The following is a 19,287-nucleotide window of genomic DNA, read 5'->3' as shown; positions in this document are numbered from 1 at the left end:
GCCCCCTTGCGAGAGCACATGCCCAAACGCACAGACATCCATACCATCATGATCATCGGCGCCGGCCCGATCGTTATCGGCCAGGCCTGCGAATTCGACTATTCCGGCACCCAGGCCTGCAAGGCCCTGCGCGCCGAGGGCTACCGCATCGTCCTCGTCAACTCCAATCCGGCCACCATCATGACCGACCCGGAGCTGGCCGACGCGACCTATGTCGAACCGATCACGCCCGAAGTGGTCGCCAAGATCATCGAGAAGGAAAAGGAAAATGTGCCGGAGGGCCGCACCTTCGCGCTGCTGCCGACCATGGGCGGCCAGACGGCGCTGAACTGCGCCCTCTCCCTGCGCCAGCTCGGCGTTCTGGAAAAGCACGGCGTGGAGATGATCGGCGCCACCGCCGAGGCCATCGACAAGGCCGAGGACCGCAAGCTGTTCCGCGAGGCGATGGGCAAGATCGGCCTTGCAACGCCGCGCTCCTACCTCGCCAACGCGTCCAGCCTGAAGCACGAGGATAAGGAAGCCAAGGCCAGGGAAATCGCCCGCATCGAGGCCCTCGACGTCGCGCCGGACGAGCACATCCGCCTCGTTGCCGAATTCGAGAAGGCCTGGGCCGCGGACGAGCCGAACCGGCGCAAACGCTACCAGGAAAAGGCCCTGATCGAGGCGCTGGAAGCGCTTGCCGACATCGGCCTGCCGGCGATCATCCGCCCCTCCTTCACCCTCGGCGGCACCGGCGGCGGCATCGCCTACAACCGCGAGGAATTCCTCGACATCGTCGAGCGCGGCATCGACGCCTCGCCGACGGCCGAGGTGCTGATCGAGGAATCGGTGCTCGGCTGGAAGGAATACGAGATGGAGGTCGTCCGCGATCGCGACGACAACTGCATCATCGTCTGCTCCATCGAGAACGTCGACCCGATGGGCGTCCACACCGGCGATTCCATCACCGTCGCCCCGGCGCTGACGCTCACCGACAAGGAATACCAGGTGATGCGCGACGCCTCGCTGGCGGTGCTGCGTGAGATCGGGGTGGAGACCGGCGGCTCCAATGTCCAGTTCGCCGTCAATCCGGAGACCGGCCGCCTCGTCGTCATCGAGATGAACCCGCGCGTCTCGCGCTCCTCGGCCCTTGCGTCCAAGGCCACCGGCTTCCCGATCGCCAAGGTCGCCGCCCGCCTCGCCGTCGGCTACACCCTCGACGAGCTTGCCAACGACATCACCGGCGGCGCCACCCCGGCCGCCTTCGAGCCGACCATCGACTACGTCGTCACCAAGATCCCGCGCTTTGCGTTCGAGAAGTTTGCCGGCGCCGAGCCGAGCCTGACCACCTCCATGAAGTCGGTCGGCGAGGTCATGGCGATCGGGCGGACCTTCACCGAGTCCCTGCAAAAGGCCCTGCGCGGCCTGGAGACGGGCCTTACCGGCCTCGACGAGATCGAGATCCCGGGCCTCGGCCAGGGCGACGACAAGAACGCCATCCGCGCCGCCCTCGGCTCGCCGACGCCGGAGCGCCTCCTCAAGGTCGCCCAGGCGCTCCGCCTCGGCGTCGACCACGCCCAGATCCACGCCTCCTGCGCCATCGATCCCTGGTTCATCGAAGAACTGCAGAAGATCGTCGATGCGGAAAAGGCGATCCGCGAGCGCGGCCTGCCGCCGACGGCTCGCGGCATGAGGATGCTGAAGGCGCTCGGCTTTTCCGACGCGCGCCTTGCCGGCCTCACCGGCCAGATGGAGGACGACGTCGCGGCCACGCGCAAGAGGCTCGGCGTCCATCCGGTCTACAAGCGCATCGACACCTGCGCGGCCGAATTCGCCTCGCCGACGGCCTACATGTACTCCACCTACGAGGTGCCGTTTAACGGCGCGCCGGAAGACGAGGCCCAGCCGTCCGAGCGCCGGAAGGTCATCATCCTCGGCGGCGGCCCGAACCGCATCGGCCAGGGCATCGAGTTCGACTATTGTTGCTGCCATGCCGCCTTCGCGCTGGATGAGGCCGGCTACGAATCGATCATGGTCAACTGCAATCCGGAGACCGTCTCCACCGACTACGACACCTCCGACCGGCTCTATTTCGAGCCGCTGACGGCCGAGGACGTCCTGGAGATCGTCCGCGTGGAGATGTCGAAGGGGACGCTGCACGGCGTCATCGTCCAGTTCGGCGGCCAGACGCCGCTGAAGCTCGCCGAAGCCCTGCAGGAAGCCGACGTGCCGATCCTCGGCACATCGCCCGACGCCATCGACCTCGCCGAGGACCGCGACCGGTTCCAGAAGCTTCTGGCCAAGCTCGACCTGCGCCAGCCCAAGAACAGCGTCGCCCATTCCATCGAGCAGGCCCGCATCGTCGCCGAGCAGATCGGCTTCCCGGTGGTCATCCGTCCGTCCTACGTGCTGGGCGGGCGCGCGATGGAGATCGTGCGCGACGCCGAGGCCTTCGAGACCTACCTGCAGCGCACCCTGTCGGAACTGGTTCCGCACGACATCCGCCAGCGCTATCCGAACGACAAGACCGGCCAGATCAACGCCGTTCTGGCGCGCAACCCGCTCTTGTTCGACTCCTACCTTTCCGGCGCCATCGAGATCGACGTCGACGCGCTCTGCGACGGCGAGGACGTCTTCGTCTGCGGCATCATGGAGCACATCGAGGAAGCCGGCATCCATTCCGGCGACAGCGCCTGTTCGCTGCCGCCGCACAGCCTGACCGCCGAGACCATCGGCGAGCTGGAGCGCGAGACCAAGGCGCTGGCAAAGGCGCTCGACGTCGGCGGCCTGATGAACGTGCAGTATGCGCTGAAGAACGGCGACATCTACGTCATCGAGGTCAATCCGCGCGCCTCGCGCACGGTGCCGTTCGTTGCCAAGACCATCGGCCTGCCAGTCGCCAAGATCGCCGCCCAGATCATGGCCGGCGAGACGCTGGATCAGGCCATCGCCCGCTACGGCAAGCGCGTCAATCCGCACGCCATCGACCACATCGCGGTCAAGGAAGCGGTGTTCCCGTTCGCCCGTTTCCCCGGCGTCGACACGGTGCTCGGCCCGGAGATGCGCTCCACCGGCGAGGTCATGGGCCTCGACCGCGACTATGCGCTCGCCTTTGCCAAGTCGCAGCTCGGCGGCGGCACCCGCGTGCCGACGGCCGGCACGGTGTTCATCTCCGTGCGCGATGAGGACAAGGAAGTGGTTCTGGAAACGGCGCGGCTGCTTAGCCGCCTCGGATTCGCCATCATCGCCACCGGCGGCACCCAGCGCTATCTCGCCGATCACGGCATTGCGGCGACAAAAATCAACAAGGTGCTTGAAGGCCGCCCGCACATCGTCGATGCTATCAAAAATGGCGAGGTCCAACTGGTCTTCAACACAACCGAAGGCGCACAGGCCCTCGCCGACAGCCGGTCACTCAGACGGGCGGCACTCCTGCACCGGGTACCGTATTATACGACCCTGGCGGGAGCGATCGCCGCGGCTCAAGGAATTGAGGCGTATTCTTCCGGCAGTCTTGAAGTGAGGCCGTTGCAGGCATATTTCGCCCCGGTCTCGTAATTTTCCGCCTGTTCCGGCTCCGCGCAAATGGCCGCGGTATCCGAGCGGGGGTTCATCTGTGTGCGGTTTCGCGCCGGGATGCGCGATATACAAGGCCGCATTGAAGACATGAAGAGGTCGTTGACCCATGGATAAGATTCCGATGACCATCGAGGGGCATCAGGCACTCGAGGCGGAGTTCAAACGGCGCACCGTTGAGGAGCGTCCGCGCATCATCCAGGCGATTTCTGAAGCCCGCGCCCATGGTGACCTGTCGGAAAACGCGGAATACCATGCGGCCAAGGAACAGCAGAGCCACAATGAGGGCCGCATCGCCGAGATCGAGGACCAGCTCTCGCGCGCCAACATCATCGATCCGACGAAGCTCGGCGGCGACACCGTCAAGTTCGGCGCCACGGTGACGATCGTCGACGAGGACACCGACGAGGAAAAGACCTACAAGATCGTCGGCGACATCGAGGCCGACGTGAAGTCGGGCAAGATTTCCATTTCCTCGCCGATCGCCCGCGCCATGATCGGCAAGAGCGTCGGCGATTCGATCGAGGTCGCGGCCCCGGGCGGCGCCCGCGCCTACGAGATCCTCGCGGTCAAGTTCGTCTAGAAAACGAGCCGTCTCCGGCCGCCGCCAGGGCTACAGCAGCTCCAGCGGCGCGCCGCCGGCGTCCTTGCTGTGGCGGATGGTGAGCGCGGTGCGCACGCTGTCGACCTGCGGCGCCTTGGTCAACTCGCCGATGATGAAGTTCTGGAACGACTGCAGGTCCGGCGCGACGCATAGCAGCATGAAGTCGATCTCGCCCGACAGCATCCAGCAGTCGCGCACGATGCCCCAGCCGCGCACCAGATCTTCGAACGCGACGAGATCGGCTTCCGCCTGGGAGGCGAGCCCGACCATGGCGAACGCCGTGACGTCGAAGCCGAGCGTCTTTTCCTCCAGAAGCGTCCGATATCCGCGGATGACGCCGGCCTGTTCCAGCGCCCGGACGCGGCGCAGGCACGGCGGCGCGGAGATGCCGACCCGGCGCGCCAGCTCCACATTGGTGATGCGACCGTCCGCCTGCAGCTCCGACAGGATCTTCCAATCGACGTCGTCCAACCGTAATTTCACCGCGAACTCTCCAGCAAGGGACGCAACCGTCTCTTGCGTACAATAAATGCCCAATTTCGCAATAAAATAATCGAAATGAGCAGGAATCGTACGCCTCACGCGTTGCCGCACCGAAGCGCTTTCCCCAAAAAGTGACAGACTTTTTGGATAGGAAATCGCGTTAGAACAATACCTGACGCATGTTACGCCGTTCGGACAAAACGCAACGTGCATCAGGAAGCGGCGGACGCGGCGCATGCAAGGAAAATGGCCGACATGACCCGAGCCGAGAACATCAGGATCCCCGAAACCGGCTGGGTGGTGACCAGCGGCCATGCCGGCCACCAGGAGCCGGCGATCGGCGTCTTTGAGGCGATGGGCATCCGGCCGAAGGTGATCCGCGTGGCGCCCGGCGCGCCGTTCCGCTTTCTGGCCCCCTACGGCCCGGCCGCGCGCCACCCCAAGATCGCCCCGCCCTGGCCGGACGTCGTCCTGGTCTCCGGCCGCCAGAGCATTCCCTACGCCCGCGCCATCCGCAAACGCTCCGGCGGACGCACCTTCACCGCCGTCCTGCAGAACCCGGTCGCCGGTATCAAGGGCTTCGACCTCGTCTGGGTCAACGAGCACGACGCGCTTTGCGGCGACAACGTCATCCGCACCGTCACCACGCCGAACCGGGTCAACGTCGCCCGGCTGAAGGACGGCGCCGCCGCCCTGCGCACCCACACCCCGGTGCTGACCGACCGGGTGCTCGGCGTCGTCATCGGCGGCTCCAGCCGGTTCTACCATTTCCGCGCCGTGGAAGCCGAAGCCCTCGGCGAGGCACTGGCGAAATTCGCCACGGAGCACGGCTTTTCCGTCGCCGTCACGCCGTCGCGGCGCACCGGCAAGGCAAACACCGACATCGTCCGCGACAAGCTTTCCGGCGTCCCCTCCTGGGTCTGGGACGGCACCGGCGACAATCCCTATTTCGGCATTCTCGGCATCGCCGAGCGGCTGGTGGTCACCTGCGATTCGGTCAACATGCTCGGAGAAGCCGCCTATACGGCCAAGCCGATCCATGCCTGGCGCCTGCCCGGCACCAGCGACAAGATCGGCGCCTTCCACAAGGACCTGATCGCCCACGGCGCCATCCGCTGGTTCGACGGCACCTGCGAGACCTGGGACTACGCCCCCCTCGATGCCACCCGCTATGTGGCCGACGAGATCATTTCGCGTTACATGGAAAGAAACGGCAGAAGATCGATCGAATAGGGAAGGACAACCGGATGAGCACGATCGACCTTGGGGCGTTCCGCGAAACGCCGCTTGAGACCGATCCCTTCGACTACCTGGTGGTGCCGCATTTCGTGCCGCCGGAAAGGCTCGCCGACATCATCGAAGACTTCCCCGCCGTCCCGGGACCGGGCTCGCATCCGCCCAGCCTCTTGAAGATCAAGGGCGCATTCGCCGACCTTTTGTCGGAAATGGACGCCGAACCGTTCCGCCGGGCCGTCGAAGAAAAATTCGCCATCGACCTTGCCGGCCGGCCGACCATGTTCACGGTCCGCGGCTTCTGCCGCCTGAAGGACGGCAACATCCACCCGGACTCCAAAACCAAGATCATCACCGTCCTCGTCTACCTCAACGAGGAATGGGAGGAAGAGGGCGGCCGGCTGCGGCTCCTCAGGAGCGACACCGACCTCAACGCCGTCGCCGCCGAGGTCCCGCCCCATGGCGGCACCCTGCTCGCCTTCCGCCGCTCCGACACCTCCTGGCACGGCCACGAGCCCTTTGAAGGTCGCCGGCGCGCCATCCAGATGAACTGGGTGACCGACGCCGCCGTCGTCGCCCACGAACAGCGCCGCCACCGCTTTTCCACGAGATTGAAGAAGCTGAACCCGTTCCAGCCGGCGGGGTAGAGCCGCATCTTGTAGGCAGACGCGAACCACGATCTATCGTCATCGCGAGCGCAGCGAAGCGATCCAGTTCGACATCTGAGAACAGGCACCAACGGCCACCCCGCCCTCCGCTGTCATTGCGAGCGAGCGAAGCGAGCGCGGCAATCCAGGGGCCACGCGCTGCGAGCAAGCCGCTCTGGATCGCCACGTCGGCCTTACCAGGCTCGCGTCACGCGCCGCTCCCCGTCCTGCGGACCCTCGCGATTACGACGATCTGGTATCGCCGTACTTCAGACCCGCACCGGCGCATCGGGGAACGCGAGTTGCTCCCGCGCGCGCCAGTCGTCGGTGACGAAATTGATGATCAGCGACTTGCGCACGCCCGGGATCGGACGCGGCTCGAAGCCGTGCCAGCTCCGGTCCGACGGCACGAACACCATCGCGAAATTCGGCCGGAACGGCGTCCGCTTCGCCCAGGTCTGCTTGTCGGCATAGATGTCCGTGCCGAGCGCATCGTGGCCGGCAACGTCGGAGAGATAGGCGAGCATCGTGAAGCGTTTCACGCCGATGTCGGTGTGCGGGCCGAGCCAGAAGCCGTCCGTGTCCTGGCCGTATTCGATTCGAAGATAGGTGCCGTCCAGGTCGGCGCCGAACACATCTGTGATTGTCCTTACCGTCTCCGGCGCCTGGAAAGCGTCCGCCACCGCGCGGCACACGGGGTGCTCGGTCTGGTTTTCCACATCGAAATAGACCCGGGTCGCATTGTGCGCCTCACGGGTGCCGGAGACACCACCGAGGTCCGGGGCGGGAAACGGCAGGGATTGCAGCGCCGCCAGCGCCGCGTCGTCGAAGAGACCGTCGACGTACCAGTGCGGATAGGGTGCGGCATGGCGCTCCGCGGCACGAATTGCCGGAATCAGGGTCTTTTCGGTGCTTTCCGGAATGGCCATATGGGGTGTCGCTCGCATCCTGATCGGCGCGACGCCGATCCATTGCGCTCGCCCTTGCGGTTACGCCGCAGGGTTTCGATTGCGGCCTCTTACGCCATGGCGCGGCGCCTGTCGAGCCGCCAGGGCGCGGCCGCCGATATTGGCATCACCGTGCCGATTGGGATAAACCTAGGACGAAAAGACGCCGAGGAGAAGGGAATGGCAACGCACAGCAGCAAGGTTCTGATCGTCGGTTCGGGACCGGCCGGTTACACGGCGGCGATCTATGCCGCGCGCGCCATGCTGGAACCGATCCTCGTCGCCGGCATCCAGCCGGGCGGCCAGCTCACCATCACCACCGACGTGGAGAACTATCCGGGCTTTGCCGATCCGGTGCAGGGCCCGTGGCTGATGGAGGAGATGCGCAAGCAGGCCGAGAACGTCGGCACGACGATGATCAGCGACCACATCGTCTCCGCGGACCTCTCGCGTCGCCCCTTCACGCTCGTCGGCGACAGCGGCGACACCTATGCCGGCGACACCATCATCATCGCCACCGGCGCACAGGCCAAGTGGCTCGGGCTTCCCTCGGAAGAAAAGTTCAAGGGCTTCGGCGTCTCCGCCTGCGCCACCTGCGACGGCTTCTTCTACCGCGGCAAGCACGTGCTCGTCGTCGGCGGCGGCAACTCGGCCGTCGAGGAAGCGCTCTACCTTACCCACCACGCCGACCGCGTCACCATCGTCCACCGCCGCGATGCCTTCCGCTGCGAAAAGATCCTGGAACAGCGCCTGCTCGCCCACGACAAGATCGACGTCATCTGGGACACCGTGCTCGACGAGGTCACCGGCACGGAGGGCTTCCCGCCCTCGGCCAACGGCGCCCGCCTGAAGAACGTCAAGACCGGCGAGATCACCGATTTCCCCGTCGACGGCATCTTCATCGCCATCGGCCATGCCCCCGCCGTGGAGGTGTTCCGCGAACAGGTCAAGCTGAAGCCGAACGGCTATATCTGGACCGCCCCCGATTCCACCGAGACGAGCGTGCCCGGCGTCTTCGCCGCCGGCGACGTCACCGACGACATCTTCCGCCAGGCCGTCACCGCGGCCGGCATGGGGTGCATGGCGGCGCTGGAGGCCGAACGGCATCTGGCGGCGCTGCCGGCCGTGGAAGCCGCCCAGTAACCCTTCTTGCGTTTGTATTAGGTTTCAATCGGGCGGCGGCCTTACGGGCCAGCAAGCCGCCCTGCCCGCGACCGCCGCTGCCGGAGGCAGGGGTCCCGCCCCGGATGGAAGGACGCTGAGAGCGCGATGGACTGGGACAAGCTTCGGATATTCCACGCCGCCGCCAGCGCCGGCAGCTTCACCCACGCCGGCGAAGAGCTCAACATGAGCCAGTCGGCGGTCAGCCGGCAGGTCTCCGCGCTGGAGGCCGAACTCGGCATCGCGCTGTTCCACCGCCATGCCCGCGGCCTGATCCTGACCGAGCAGGGCGAGCACCTGTTCCGCACCGCCCGCGACGTCTACATGAAGCTGGAGGCGGCCAAGTCGCGCCTGTCCGACACCAAGCAGCGCCCGTCCGGCACCTTGCGCGTGACCACCACGGTCGGCCTCGGCTCGACCTGGCTCGCGGCCCGGCTCAACGAGTTCGTCGACCACTATCCGGAGATCGAGCTCGACATCATGCTGTCGGACACCGAGCTGGACCTGTCCATGCGCGAGGCCGACGTCGCCATCCGCCTGCGCCAGCCCGTGCAACCGGACCTGATCCAGCGCAAGCTGTTCACGGTGCACTTCCACCTCTACGCCTCCAAGGCCTATCTGGAACGCTTCGGCAGTCCCAAGACCATCACCGATCTCGACCACCACCGGATCATCACCTTCGGCTCGCGGCCGCCGACCTATCTGCGCGACGTCAACTGGCTGGAGACGGCCGGCCGCTCGCCCGACAATCCGCGCACGCCGGCACTCCGGATCAACAACATCTTCGCCATGAAGCGCGCCGTGCAGTACGGCATCGGCATCGCCATGCTGCCGGATTACGTGATCGAGGCGGAATCGCGGCTGGTGCAGCTCATCCCGGGCGCCGACGTGCCGACCTTCGACACCTATTTCGTCTACCCGTCCGAGCTGCGCAACACGGCCCGCATCACCGCCTTCCGGGACTTCCTGCTGACCAAGGCGGAGCGCTGGATCTACTGATCCGGATTTACCGATCTGGATTTACTGATTCTGGGAAACCGAATCACGGTAACCAGCCTTCAAAAGTGGAAAGACGGCACTGTCTTTTGGCACAAATACCAATGTAGCCGGCCGGAAAACGCGGTTCAGATCAAGGCTTTTCTTTGGCCATTCTGTCGCAGCATTGTGGCGCACCCTGCCCGGCCCCGGCTGAGAAATAAACCGGATTCCGGTGCATCGCCTGTCGCGGTATTATTCACCCATTGACAAGACAGCGCTTTTCCGACCTGCCGCCCATTTTTTTAGCAGAGTTCTGCATGGTCTGAATATTAATCATGCGAATTCCGCATAACTGGCATGCCGCACTGCCTATAGAAAAGGCATCTCCCATCGGTCATATAAGCAATCAGCTGATGGCAATCGAGCTCACACCTCCCCGTGATCCTTTTGCGTGCAGCTGTTCCCCTCTGGAAGGTGATTTCATCGCGTCCGACAACGTGATGGATAACTGCCGGACCCGTAACCCGGGTCCGGCATTTTTCTTTTCCGGCCAAAGAATCCGATCCGTTCCGGGAGTCCTCAGGTGGCCTCCAACCGGAAAGTGATCGACTCCATTTAAAGCATTATTGCGAACGACTTGCAACCGACTGCGGGCTGCGCCGCGCGGCGGAAACGGCCCGAACGGCAGGCACCTCACATGAACAGCTTCTCGTTCGTGAGGCCGGCATAGATGCCGGCGACCTCATCGCCATAGCCGTTGTAGAGTGTCGTCGGATAGACCTCCCCCGACGGCAGCAGCTTTTCCGTCGCCTGCGACCAGCGCGGGTGCGGGACCTCCGGATTGACGTTGGCCCAGAAGCCGTACTCATTCGGATTGATCTTTTCCCAGAAGCTGACCGGGCGCTCGGCAACGAACGAGAAGCGGACGATCGACTTGATCGACTTGAAGCCGTATTTCCAGGGCGTCGCCAGCCTCAGCGGCGCGCCGTACTGCTTCAGGAGCGGCTTGCCATAGGCGCCGGTGACCATGAAGGCGAGCTCGTTGGTCGCCTCGACCATCGACAGCCCCTCCACATAGGGCCAGGGATACCAGCTCTGCTTCTGGCCGGTCGCCACGTCCGGGTCGAGGAAGGTCTCCATGCGGAGGTATTTCGCCTTGGATGTCGGCTTGGCGTAGTCGACCAGCGCCTTCAGGGGAAAACCGGTCCAGGGAATGACCATCGCCCAGGCCTCCACGCAGCGCAGCCGGTAGATGCGCTCCTCCAGCGGCACGCGGGCAAGGAGGTCGTCGATGTCGAAGGTGAGCGGCTTTTCCACCTCGCCGTCGATGGTGATCTCCCAGGGCCGGATCGGCAGCGCCTGCGCCGCCGAGGCGATGCTCTTGTGCGAGCCGAATTCATAGAAGTTGTTGTAGCTCGACGCTGTCTTTTCCGGCGTCATCGGCCGCTCGACCGTGAACGCCTCGTTGCGGTCCACCGGATAGCGGCCCGCGCTCGGGTCGTCGCCGGCAGCCTTGCCCTTGCCGGCAAGGCCGACCACTTCCTCGCTCTCCTCGCAGCCGCCGAGCGCCGCCGTCGCCATCAACAGGCCGGAGGAGACGAGGAACTTGCGGCGGTTGAGGAATATCTTTTCCGGCGTCACCAGGGATTCCGGGAGGTCCCAGGAGCGCGTGCGTTTGATGAGCATGGGCTTGCCTTTGGTCGCATTCTGTCAGGAGGCCCGATGAAGGCCCTTGCGCGCGACTGTGGGCGAGGCGCCCGTACAAAATCAAATCACAGCCGGGTGTGCCGCCCGTGAGGCAAGGCGCATCGGAGCGGACATCGCTGCCTTACAAAGCAAGAAAAGAAAACCGGCGGCATCGCTGCCGCCGGCCCAATTCATGCGCCGATGAGCCGGGAGACGCCCCGTCGATCAGGCCGCCTGCTTGCCGTGCCGTTCCAGCACCTGCTCGGCGAGCCGGCCGGTCAGCTCCTGCAGGTGGTCGAAGCGGGCCGTGTAGCTGGCGACGCCCTGGGTCGCCGACCTCAGCTCGATGATCAGGTCCTGGATCTCGGCCTGGGGCATCATCGCCTTGACCTCGTCCCAGCCCGGCCAGCCCGGCCGCGCATCGAAGCCGAGGAGCTGGCCTCTGCGCCCGGAGACGATGGCGTTGACCTTCGCCGTCGCATCCGACGGGCAGACGATGGACACTTCCAGGATCGGTTCCAAAAGCACCGGCTTGCACTCGGCCATGCCCTCGCGCATGCCGATCTGGGCCGCCATCTTGAACGCCTGGTCGGAGGAATCCACCGTGTGGTAGGAGCCGTCCGTCAGCGTGACCGCCACATCGACGACCGGAAAACCGAGCGGTCCGGAGACGAGATATTCCTCCACGCCCGCCTGCACCGAGGGGATGTACTGCTTCGGCACGACGCCGCCGGTGATGGTGTCGGCAAAGACGAAGCCTTCGCCGCGCGGCAGCGGCTTGATGTCGAGCACGACGTCGCCGAACTGGCCGTGGCCGCCGGACTGCTTCTTGTGCCGGCCGCGCTGGGTGACCGAGCCGCGAATCGTCTCCTTGTAGGGAATCTCCGGATCGAGCCGCTCGACCGAAATGCCGTATTTCGCGGTCAGGCGCTCGATGACGACGCGAAGGTGCATCTCGCCCTGGCCTTCCAGCAGCGTCTCGCCGGTGTCCTGGTTGTGCGAGACCTTCAGCGACGGGTCTTCCTCGGCGATCTTGGCGAGCGATGCGGAGAGCTTGACGTCGTCCTTGTGCTCGGTCGGCCGGATGGCGATCGCCAGCACAGGATCGGCCGCTTCCAGGGTGACGAGATTGGCCATGCCGCCCTTGGCGTCGGTCAGCGTGTCGCCGGTCTTGGCCATGTCGACCTTGCCGAGCGCCACGGTCTCGCCGCGCACCGCCTTCGGATGCTTAGTCGTCTGCGCGCCCATCATCGTGTAGACCGCCGAGATGCGGTCGTCGGTGCCGTCGCCCCGGTAGATGACGCCGCCGTCGGCGACAGAGCCGGACAGCACCCGCGCCACCGACATCTTGCCGCCATGGGGCGTGTGGACGGTCTTCATGACCTGCAGCACCGCATTGGCGCCCGGCTCGACGCCGAGCCGCTGGCAGGTCGCATCGATCCCCGGCGCCTCGTGGCGCAGCGCCTTCAGGAGCCGGAAGATGCCGTTGCCGCCCTCGGCCGAGCCGATGAAGACGGGACAGATGACGCCGTCCTGCAGTTCCTGGACGAGATCGTGGAAGACGGTGTCGCGCTTCGGCTCCACGTCCTCAAGGAGCTGCTCCATCAGATCGTCGTCATAGTCGGCGATCTTTTCCAGCATGGAGAAGCGGGCCTCGACCTCGCGGGCGCGGTCGTCGTCCGGGATCTCGATGAGCTCGCTCGGCGCGTGGTCGTGGTAGATGTAGGCGCGTTCCAGCGCGAGATCGATGAAGCCGGAAACGGCGCCGTCCGTGCGGATCGGGATCTGGCGCAGCACCAGCGGCACGGAGCTCGCCGTCTGCAGGTAGTTGAGGTTCTCGCGGACCGAGCCCTCGGCCTTGTCGAGCTTGTTGACGAACAGCACGCGCGGCACGCCGCGATCTTCCAGCGCCTTCAAGATGAGCTGCAGCGCTGGCACCTTCTTCTCGTCCGGCTCGGCGACGACGATGGCCAGGTCGATGCCCGGAAGGATGGCGTCGGTCTCGTGCAGGAACTCCACCGAGCCCGGGCAGTCGATCAGCGTGAAGCTTTCATCCATGAAGCTCAGTTCGGCGACGTTCGCCTCCACGCTCATGGCGTGGGCGCGGGCCTCCGGCGAGGCATCGCCCACCGTATTGCCCTCGGCCACCGTTCCCTGCCGGTCAATGGCCCCCGTGCGCGCGAGAATGGCCTCGAACAGAGTGGTTTTGCCGCTTCCGAACGGGCCGACCAGCGCGATGCACCGGGGCCCCGTTTCTCTGCCGTTGCCGTCTCCCATGATGACTCTCCTGTTTTAGGCTGGTTTTCCCGCGATCGCCGGACGGGTCGCGGTTGTGGCGCAGGGCGCCGTTTAACTTTGCATCGTCTCAGCACCAACGGCGCGACGCAAGGGAATCAACTGCCGCAGCGCAAAAACTTCACGCATTTTCCGACATTTCGCGGAGCTCCGGGATGAGCCATGTCAAACCGCGCCGAAACGACCGCCGCCGGACCCTTTCGGACCCGGCGGCAACGGTGTTTGACGGATAAATCGTATGCAGAAAGGGCGCGGCAAACGCGGCCTCAGTCGAGGGCGCCGCAGAACCGCTGGATGCGCTGGCAGGCCGCCTCCAGCGCCTCGGTGGAGGTGGCGTAGGAGATGCGGAAGTTGGGTCCGGTTCCGAAGGCGGAGCCCTGGACGACGGCGACGCCCTCGGTCTCCAGGAGCTCGGTGACGAAGTCCTCGTCGGTGTTGATGACGTTGCCCGACGGCGCGGTCTTGCCGATGGCGCCGGCGCAGGACGGATAGACGTAGAACGCCCCCTCCGGCACCGGGCAGGACAGCCCGCTCGACTGGTTCAGCATGCCGACGACGAGGTCGCGCCGGCCCTTGAAGACGGCGGCGTTCTTCGGGATGAAGTCCTGCGGCCCGTTGAGGGCCTCGACGCTCGCCCATTGCGAGATCGAGCAGGGGTTCGACGTCGACTGCGACTGCACCTTGGCCATCGCCTTGATCAGCGGCTCCGGGCCACCGGCATAGCCGATGCGCCAGCCGGTCATGGAATAGGCCTTGGAGACGCCGTTGACGGTCAGCGTCCTCTCCTTCAGGTCCGGCGCCACCTGGGCCAGCGTCGTGAACTCGAAATCGTCGTAGACGAGGTGCTCGTACATGTCGTCGGTCATCACCCAGACCTGCGGGTGGCGGCGCAGCACCTCGGCGAGCGCGGCGATCTCCGCGCGGCTGTAGGCGGCGCCCGACGGGTTCGACGGCGAGTTGAAGATCAGCCACTTGGTCTTCGGCGTGATCGCGGCATCGAGCGCCTCCGGCGTCATCCGGAAGCTGGTCTCGATGGTCGTCTCGACCGGCACCGGGGTGCCGCCGGCCAAAAGCGCCATATCCGGATAGCTGACCCAGTAGGGCGCCGGGATGAGGACCTCGTCGCCCGGGTTCACGGTGGCGATCAGGGCGTTGTAGAGCACCTGCTTGCCGCCGGTGCCGACGGTGATCTGGCTGGTCTTGTAGTCAAGGTCGTTCTCGCGGGCGAACTTGGCGACGATCGCCTCCTTCAGCTCCGGGATGCCGTCGACGGCCGTGTATTTGGTCTTGCCCTCACGGATCGCCTTGATCGCAGCTTCCTTGATGTTCTCCGGCGTGTCGAAATCCGGCTCGCCGGCGCCGAGCCCGATGACGTCGCGACCGGCGGCCTTCAACTCGCGCGCCTTGTTGGTGACTGCAATCGTTGCAGAAGGTTTCACCCGTTGCAGCGCATCGGCGATGAAGCCCATGACAGTATCTCCCGGATTGGAAAAATGAGGACGCGCCTGTGGCGCTCGCCGCGACCCTAGTCTTGAAGCCGGCGTGAAGCAAGGCGCCGCCGGGGCGACAGAGGCGTTTTCGCCGGTGGCCTATTCGGCGGGAGTCCCGCGTGCGGCGAAATAGGCGACGATGTGGTCGATGTCCGAGCGCGACAGCACGAACTGCTCCATCGGCCAGTGCGGATCCTGCAGATAGGCGCGCAGGCGCCCCTCCGTGTAGGTCGCCTTGTCGGCGGCGATGGCGGCAAAGCTCGGCGCGCCGACATCGGCGGCCTTTCGCTCATAGCCGGCGATCAGGTGGCAGTCGGCGCAGCGGTCGGCGATGAGGCCCTTCACCTCGTCGCCATTGGCGCCCGCGGCCGGCGGCACGGCGAGCAGCAGAAAGGCCAGAAGCGCGGCGAGACGGCGAAGCATTTTCGGTTCCTCCCGCAATTTCCGTGGTCAGTTTCAACACCACAGAAATGGGGATTTCCTGCCGCCCAACCAAGAACTTGCGACGATTTCGCCGGCTCGTCGAAAGACCTCAAGAGGGCCGGTCGAGCGATGGCGGAACCGAAATCCGGGCATCGCCAGAGACGGGCTCGATGATCTGCTCCACCGGCGCCGGGGCGGCAGCGCCCAGCATGTCGCCGAGGGTCGCGCCCGCCTGCAGGAAAAGGCCCTGGCTGATCAGGCCGACGCCGGCCAGCGCCGACAGCACGACGGCGACGATCGCCATCCGCTCCAGCACGGCCCGTTCGCGGAAATCGTTGTTCGGTCCGGTCATTGCCAGTCCTCCCAGGTCGAGCGGCGGTCGCGGTTGAACGAGCGCGCCAGGTGGCGCCACATGACGAGGACGACGAACAGCATGGCCGAAAACAGGATCGCATTGAGCCCGGTGACGATCTTCTGCTCCGGCTTGGTCAGCGGCAGACGGTCGGATTTGGGGATCGCCGCAATGCGGCCCGGCGCCGTGCCGGACGTCCCGTTGAGGACGGGGCCGATGACGACGGAGGGCGCCAGCGCCAGCGCCGCCGGGCCCTGAAGCGTCTCGGCCGCGATCTGCGGCGAGGCCTCGGCGATCACGGAGCCGGCGACCGGCACGGCGGACACCGACAGCAGGACGGCAAGGACCGCGGCCCTCAACCAGCCGCTGCGGCGGCGCCAGGTGGTCGACGGCATCGGCTTGTCGGTGCGCCAATGCTTATCAGACCGTTGTGAAATCCGTTCAATCATGTCCCGCAAGTCCCCGTTTTCGTTAAGCACGATAGAGCCGGACAAATTCGACGGGGGTTTGCTTCCTTTTGGGCAATGGCCAAGTCATTTCTGGGCGAGAATGTGACGGCGTTAACACTTCTAAACACTTGGTTTACGGCCCCTTGCGCACGAGAGGCCCAATCTGTAGATTGGCCATTAAATTAGACAAAACTAATGTAATGGAGATCCCCCATGTCCATCGACCGCATGGTGCTCGCCTTCGCCGGCATCGTCATCCTCGTCTCGCTGCTGCTCGCGCTCTATGTGAGCCCCTATTTCCTGTGGCTGACGGCCTTCGTCGGCGCCAACCTCCTGCAGTCGGCCTTCACCGGCTTCTGCCCGCTGGCGATGATCCTGAAGCGCTTCGGCGTCACCCCCGGCGCGGCGTTCTAAGACAACGCCGTTCTCCCTTTCGATGTCACGATTGTGAGCCGCGCCAGGCCGGTGCGGCTCTCGCCTTGCCGCATCCATTGCCTATCTGAACGGTCGAGAACCCATTTGCCGCCAACGGCCGGCACAACGCGGAGACCGACCGATGACTGACCTTCCCGCAACCGATGTCCGTCCCCGAGGACGGCGCTCCGGGGCCATCCTCACCGCCCTCGCACTCATCACCGGTGCAGCGCCGGCGGCGGCCGAGACGTTTCGGACCGACGACTACACCGTCGACGTTTCGACCGTCGCCTCCGGCCTGGAGCATCCCTGGTCGCTCGCCTTCCTGCCGGATGGAACCATGCTGGTCACCGAACGGCCCGGCCGGCTGCGCCTTGTGGTCGATAGAACGCTCGTCGATGCCCCGGTCTCCGGGGTGCCGGACGTCTATGCCAGCGGCCAGGGCGGCCTCCTCGACGTCGTCCCCGCGCCCGACTTTGCCGACAGCAACCTGATCTTTCTGAGCTATGCCGAACGCGGTGACGGCGGCGCCGGCACGGCGGTTGCCCGCGCCCGGCTGGTGCGCGAGGGGATGTCGGCGCGGCTGGAAGACGTCGAAGTGATCTTCCGACAGCAGCCCAAGACCACCACCAGCCGCCACTTCGGCTCGCGCCTCGTCTTTGCGCCCGATGGAATGCTCTTCGTCACCCTCGGCGAGCGCGGCCAGCGCCCGCTCGCCCAGGACCTTTCCACCCATAACGGCAAAGTCGTGCGCATCGTCCCGGACGGCAGCGTGCCGGACGACAATCCGTTTGTCGGGACGGCGGGCGCCCGCCCGGAAATCTGGTCCTACGGCCACCGCAACCCGCAAGGCGCGGCCCTTAACCCCGAGACCGGCGAGCTCTGGACCGTGGCCCATGGTGCCCGCGGCGGCGACGAGGTCAACATCCCCAAGGCGGGCCGCAATTACGGCTGGCCCGTTATCTCCTACGGCCGCCACTATTCCGGCCAGAAAATCGGCGTCGGCACCCACAAGGAGGGGATGGAGCAGCCGGTCTATTACTGGGACCCCTCGATCGCCCCCTCCGGCGCCGCCTTCTACGACGGCGACCTCTTTCCGGAATGGAAGGGCGATCTCTTCGTCGGCGCGCTGAAGTTCCAGTTGCTCTCCCGCCTCGATGTGGAGGACGGCAGGGTCGCCAGCGAGGAGCGCATGTTCGAAGGGGCGTTCGGCCGCATCCGCGACGTCCGCAGCGGCCCCGACGGCGCGATCTGGCTGCTCACCGATGAGGCCAACGGCCAGCTTTTGCGGGTCGCGCCCGCGGAGTAGGGCAGGTTCGAAGTCGCACGGCGTTGCACCCCTTTGACGTGATCTCGGGCGGCAGACGACCAAATGCGGCGTCGAATACCCGGCTCAAAACGGCATCGCGGCGTGAATCCTAAACGCCGAAACTGGATTGCTTCGCTCCGCTCGCAATGACGATGTTTAGGATTTTCCAAATAATTTCAACGTCATTGCGAGGAGGCCGTTAGGCCGACGCGGCAATCCATGCGGCATCGGCGGCACGACGGGCCAATCCGGGAACGCACTTCCGCCCGCCCGATCCTCAGCCGTCACCCCGGCCCCCGAGCCGGGGCCTATTGCCCGTCACCGCACGGTATGCCGTCCGTTGGTGTAGCGAAGAGGCGGCCCGGGGACGGGCCGTGCCGGGACCCGATGTGGGCTACCGTATCGATGCGGGCAATAGGCCCCGGGTCTCCGCTTCGCTGCGCCCGGGGTGACGGGAGAGTGTGATGGCAAAGTGAGTGCGCAAGCCGCGTGCGTCCCACCGACGGATCGCTTCCGCCAATCGAAACGCATCGATCACACCGGGCAATCATGTGAAAAGCACAAACAAAACGGCCGGGCGTCGTGCACCCGGCCGCTTGTCTTTCCGAAAAAGCTCCCGCTCAGCCCTTGGCTGCAAGAGCCCCTTTGATCACCGTGTCGAGCGCGCGGTATTCCTCGCAACCCGTCCCGCAGCTCCGGGCGATATGGCCAAGCTGTTCCCGGGCCAGGTCGACCCGGCCGATCGCCACATAGCCCTCGCCGAGATATTCGCGGGCGAGGTCGAAGGAGGGATCGATGGCGAGCGCGCGCCGATAATAGGCCAGGCCGGTGTCGAAATGGCCGAGCTTGCGGTTGGAATAGCCGAGCATGTTGAGGACCCGCGGATCGCGCTCATAGGCGATCGGGTCGAGCAACGCGATGGCGTCTTCATAACGCCCGTCATAGGCGAAGAACCGCGCCACCTGGTAGCGGGTCTCCGAATCGCCGTTGAAGGCCTTCACCTCGATGCACTTGCCGGTCTTGCGGTCGCGCACCGTGCCGCGCTTGCAGGCGCCCTTGGCCTTGATGCAGACCCGCGAGACCGGATCCCATGCCATGCCGGGCCCGCAGCTCGACGGTCCCGCGGGACCGCCGCCATCGGCGGCCCGCGCCGGGGCGCCGAGCACCATCATTGCCAGGCCGGCCGCAAGGGCTGCGGCCGCCACAAGGCCAAATCGCGCTGTCATCTTAGAACTTCCCCTCGTTGCTCCGGATATCGGAT

17 protein-coding genes are annotated in these 19,287 nt (G+C 65.5%); 8 read left to right on the top strand and 9 right to left on the bottom strand.

Annotation, left to right across the window (positions count from 1 at the left end; all coding sequences use genetic code 11):
• The first annotated feature begins 18 nt into the window (after positions 1-18).
• Both carB and greA read left to right on the top strand, forming a co-directional pair.
• Positions 19-3,537, top strand: a complete 3,519-nt coding sequence (gene carB, locus M2319_RS00630; protein WP_264599496.1) for a carbamoyl-phosphate synthase large subunit — start codon at positions 19-21, stop codon at positions 3,535-3,537.
• Positions 3,538-3,664: 127 nt separating this feature from the next.
• On the top strand, positions 3,665-4,138 hold the full coding sequence (gene greA / locus M2319_RS00625; protein WP_264599495.1) for a transcription elongation factor GreA: 474 nt from the start codon (positions 3,665-3,667) through the stop codon (positions 4,136-4,138).
• A 30-nt stretch (positions 4,139-4,168) separates the two neighbouring features.
• Here the strand turns inward: greA and M2319_RS00620 are convergent, their stop codons facing one another.
• The gene (locus M2319_RS00620; protein ID WP_264599494.1) at positions 4,169-4,642 is read right to left on the bottom strand and encodes an Lrp/AsnC family transcriptional regulator; all 474 of its coding nucleotides are present in this window, start codon (positions 4,640-4,642) and stop codon (positions 4,169-4,171) included.
• A 255-nt stretch (positions 4,643-4,897) separates the two neighbouring features.
• Between M2319_RS00620 and M2319_RS00615 the strand changes: the two genes are divergently transcribed.
• On the top strand, positions 4,898-5,875 hold the full coding sequence (locus tag M2319_RS00615) for a mitochondrial fission ELM1 family protein (protein ID WP_264599493.1): 978 nt from the start codon (positions 4,898-4,900) through the stop codon (positions 5,873-5,875).
• A 14-nt stretch (positions 5,876-5,889) separates the two neighbouring features.
• Complete coding sequence (locus M2319_RS00610) at positions 5,890-6,522, top strand: 2OG-Fe(II) oxygenase family protein (protein ID WP_264599492.1); 633 nt, start codon at positions 5,890-5,892, stop codon at positions 6,520-6,522.
• A gap of 269 nt (positions 6,523-6,791) precedes the next feature.
• Here M2319_RS00610 and M2319_RS00605 read toward each other — a convergent pair whose 3' ends face one another.
• Positions 6,792-7,451 (bottom strand): 2OG-Fe(II) oxygenase family protein, encoded by a 660-nt coding sequence (locus tag M2319_RS00605; protein WP_264599491.1) that lies wholly within the window; start codon positions 7,449-7,451, stop codon positions 6,792-6,794.
• A 198-nt stretch (positions 7,452-7,649) separates the two neighbouring features.
• Here M2319_RS00605 and trxB point away from each other — a divergent pair, with 198 nt between their 5' ends.
• Together trxB and M2319_RS00595 are read left to right on the top strand one after the other, a co-directional pair.
• Positions 7,650-8,612, top strand: a complete 963-nt coding sequence (gene trxB / locus M2319_RS00600) for a thioredoxin-disulfide reductase (protein ID WP_264599490.1) — start codon at positions 7,650-7,652, stop codon at positions 8,610-8,612.
• 126 nt (positions 8,613-8,738) lie between these two features.
• Complete coding sequence (locus M2319_RS00595; protein WP_264599489.1) at positions 8,739-9,629, top strand: LysR family transcriptional regulator; 891 nt, start codon at positions 8,739-8,741, stop codon at positions 9,627-9,629.
• 672 nt (positions 9,630-10,301) lie between these two features.
• On the opposite strand, the gene msrP is transcribed toward M2319_RS00595, so the two are convergent.
• The 6 genes from msrP to M2319_RS00565 form a co-directional block, all read right to left on the bottom strand.
• Complete coding sequence (gene msrP / locus M2319_RS00590; RefSeq protein ID WP_264599488.1) at positions 10,302-11,294, bottom strand: protein-methionine-sulfoxide reductase catalytic subunit MsrP; 993 nt, start codon at positions 11,292-11,294, stop codon at positions 10,302-10,304.
• A 225-nt stretch (positions 11,295-11,519) separates the two neighbouring features.
• A complete protein-coding gene (locus M2319_RS00585) occupies positions 11,520-13,571 on the bottom strand; it encodes an elongation factor G (protein ID WP_264599487.1) in 2,052 nt (683 codons plus the stop codon).
• A gap of 284 nt (positions 13,572-13,855) precedes the next feature.
• Positions 13,856-15,058, bottom strand: coding sequence for a pyridoxal phosphate-dependent aminotransferase (locus M2319_RS00580; protein ID WP_264599486.1), 1,203 nt, complete (start codon positions 15,056-15,058; stop codon positions 13,856-13,858).
• Positions 15,059-15,178: 120 nt separating this feature from the next.
• The gene (locus tag M2319_RS00575; protein WP_264599485.1) at positions 15,179-15,502 is read right to left on the bottom strand and encodes a c-type cytochrome; all 324 of its coding nucleotides are present in this window, start codon (positions 15,500-15,502) and stop codon (positions 15,179-15,181) included.
• Between the two features lie 109 nt (positions 15,503-15,611).
• A complete protein-coding gene (locus tag M2319_RS00570; protein ID WP_264599484.1) occupies positions 15,612-15,854 on the bottom strand; it encodes a hypothetical protein in 243 nt (80 codons plus the stop codon).
• On the bottom strand, positions 15,851-16,249 hold the full coding sequence (locus M2319_RS00565; protein ID WP_264599483.1) for a hypothetical protein: 399 nt from the start codon (positions 16,247-16,249) through the stop codon (positions 15,851-15,853). Before M2319_RS00565 ends, M2319_RS00570 begins: the two co-directional genes overlap by 4 nt.
• 267 nt (positions 16,250-16,516) lie before the next feature.
• Between M2319_RS00565 and M2319_RS00560 the strand changes: the two genes are divergently transcribed.
• Entirely contained in the window at positions 16,517-16,717 is a 201-nt protein-coding gene (locus tag M2319_RS00560) for a YgaP family membrane protein (RefSeq protein WP_264599482.1), read from the top strand.
• A gap of 142 nt (positions 16,718-16,859) precedes the next feature.
• Positions 16,860-18,026: a PQQ-dependent sugar dehydrogenase gene (locus tag M2319_RS00555; protein WP_264599481.1), complete on the top strand. Its 1,167-nt coding sequence runs from the start codon at positions 16,860-16,862 to the stop codon at positions 18,024-18,026.
• Between the two features lie 620 nt (positions 18,027-18,646).
• Here the strand turns inward: M2319_RS00555 and M2319_RS00550 are convergent.
• Positions 18,647-19,252: a tetratricopeptide repeat protein gene (locus M2319_RS00550; RefSeq protein ID WP_264599480.1), complete on the bottom strand. Its 606-nt coding sequence runs from the start codon at positions 19,250-19,252 to the stop codon at positions 18,647-18,649.
• Between the last annotated feature and the right edge of the window lie 35 nt (positions 19,253-19,287).

The organism is Rhodobium gokarnense (assembly GCF_025961475.1).
Classification (GTDB): domain Bacteria; phylum Pseudomonadota; class Alphaproteobacteria; order Rhizobiales; family Rhodobiaceae; genus Rhodobium; species Rhodobium gokarnense.
Note: the sequence above shows the minus strand (reverse complement) of the source record. Positions and strands in the feature narration are given on the sequence as shown.

Bases quoted from the DNA above. Each gene is read 5' to 3' on its own strand.
- carB (WP_264599496.1), top strand. From the start codon at position 19: ATGCCCAAACGCACAGACATCCATACCATCATGATCATCGGCGCCGGC.
- greA (WP_264599495.1), top strand. From the start codon at position 3,665: ATGGATAAGATTCCGATGACCATCGAGGGGCATCAGGCACTCGAGGCG.
- M2319_RS00615 (WP_264599493.1), top strand. From the start codon at position 4,898: ATGACCCGAGCCGAGAACATCAGGATCCCCGAAACCGGCTGGGTGGTG.
- M2319_RS00610 (WP_264599492.1), top strand. From the start codon at position 5,890: ATGAGCACGATCGACCTTGGGGCGTTCCGCGAAACGCCGCTTGAGACC.
- M2319_RS00605 (WP_264599491.1), bottom strand. From the start codon at position 7,451: ATGGCCATTCCGGAAAGCACCGAAAAGACCCTGATTCCGGCAATTCGT.
- trxB (WP_264599490.1), top strand. From the start codon at position 7,650: ATGGCAACGCACAGCAGCAAGGTTCTGATCGTCGGTTCGGGACCGGCC.
- M2319_RS00595 (WP_264599489.1), top strand. From the start codon at position 8,739: ATGGACTGGGACAAGCTTCGGATATTCCACGCCGCCGCCAGCGCCGGC.
- msrP (WP_264599488.1), bottom strand. From the start codon at position 11,294: ATGCTCATCAAACGCACGCGCTCCTGGGACCTCCCGGAATCCCTGGTG.
- M2319_RS00585 (WP_264599487.1), bottom strand. From the start codon at position 13,571: ATGGGAGACGGCAACGGCAGAGAAACGGGGCCCCGGTGCATCGCGCTG.
- M2319_RS00580 (WP_264599486.1), bottom strand. From the start codon at position 15,058: ATGGGCTTCATCGCCGATGCGCTGCAACGGGTGAAACCTTCTGCAACG.
- M2319_RS00575 (WP_264599485.1), bottom strand. From the start codon at position 15,502: ATGCTTCGCCGTCTCGCCGCGCTTCTGGCCTTTCTGCTGCTCGCCGTG.
- M2319_RS00570 (WP_264599484.1), bottom strand. From the start codon at position 15,854: ATGACCGGACCGAACAACGATTTCCGCGAACGGGCCGTGCTGGAGCGG.
- M2319_RS00565 (WP_264599483.1), bottom strand. From the start codon at position 16,249: ATGCCGTCGACCACCTGGCGCCGCCGCAGCGGCTGGTTGAGGGCCGCG.
- M2319_RS00560 (WP_264599482.1), top strand. From the start codon at position 16,517: ATGTCCATCGACCGCATGGTGCTCGCCTTCGCCGGCATCGTCATCCTC.
- M2319_RS00555 (WP_264599481.1), top strand. From the start codon at position 16,860: ATGACTGACCTTCCCGCAACCGATGTCCGTCCCCGAGGACGGCGCTCC.
- M2319_RS00550 (WP_264599480.1), bottom strand. From the start codon at position 19,252: ATGACAGCGCGATTTGGCCTTGTGGCGGCCGCAGCCCTTGCGGCCGGC.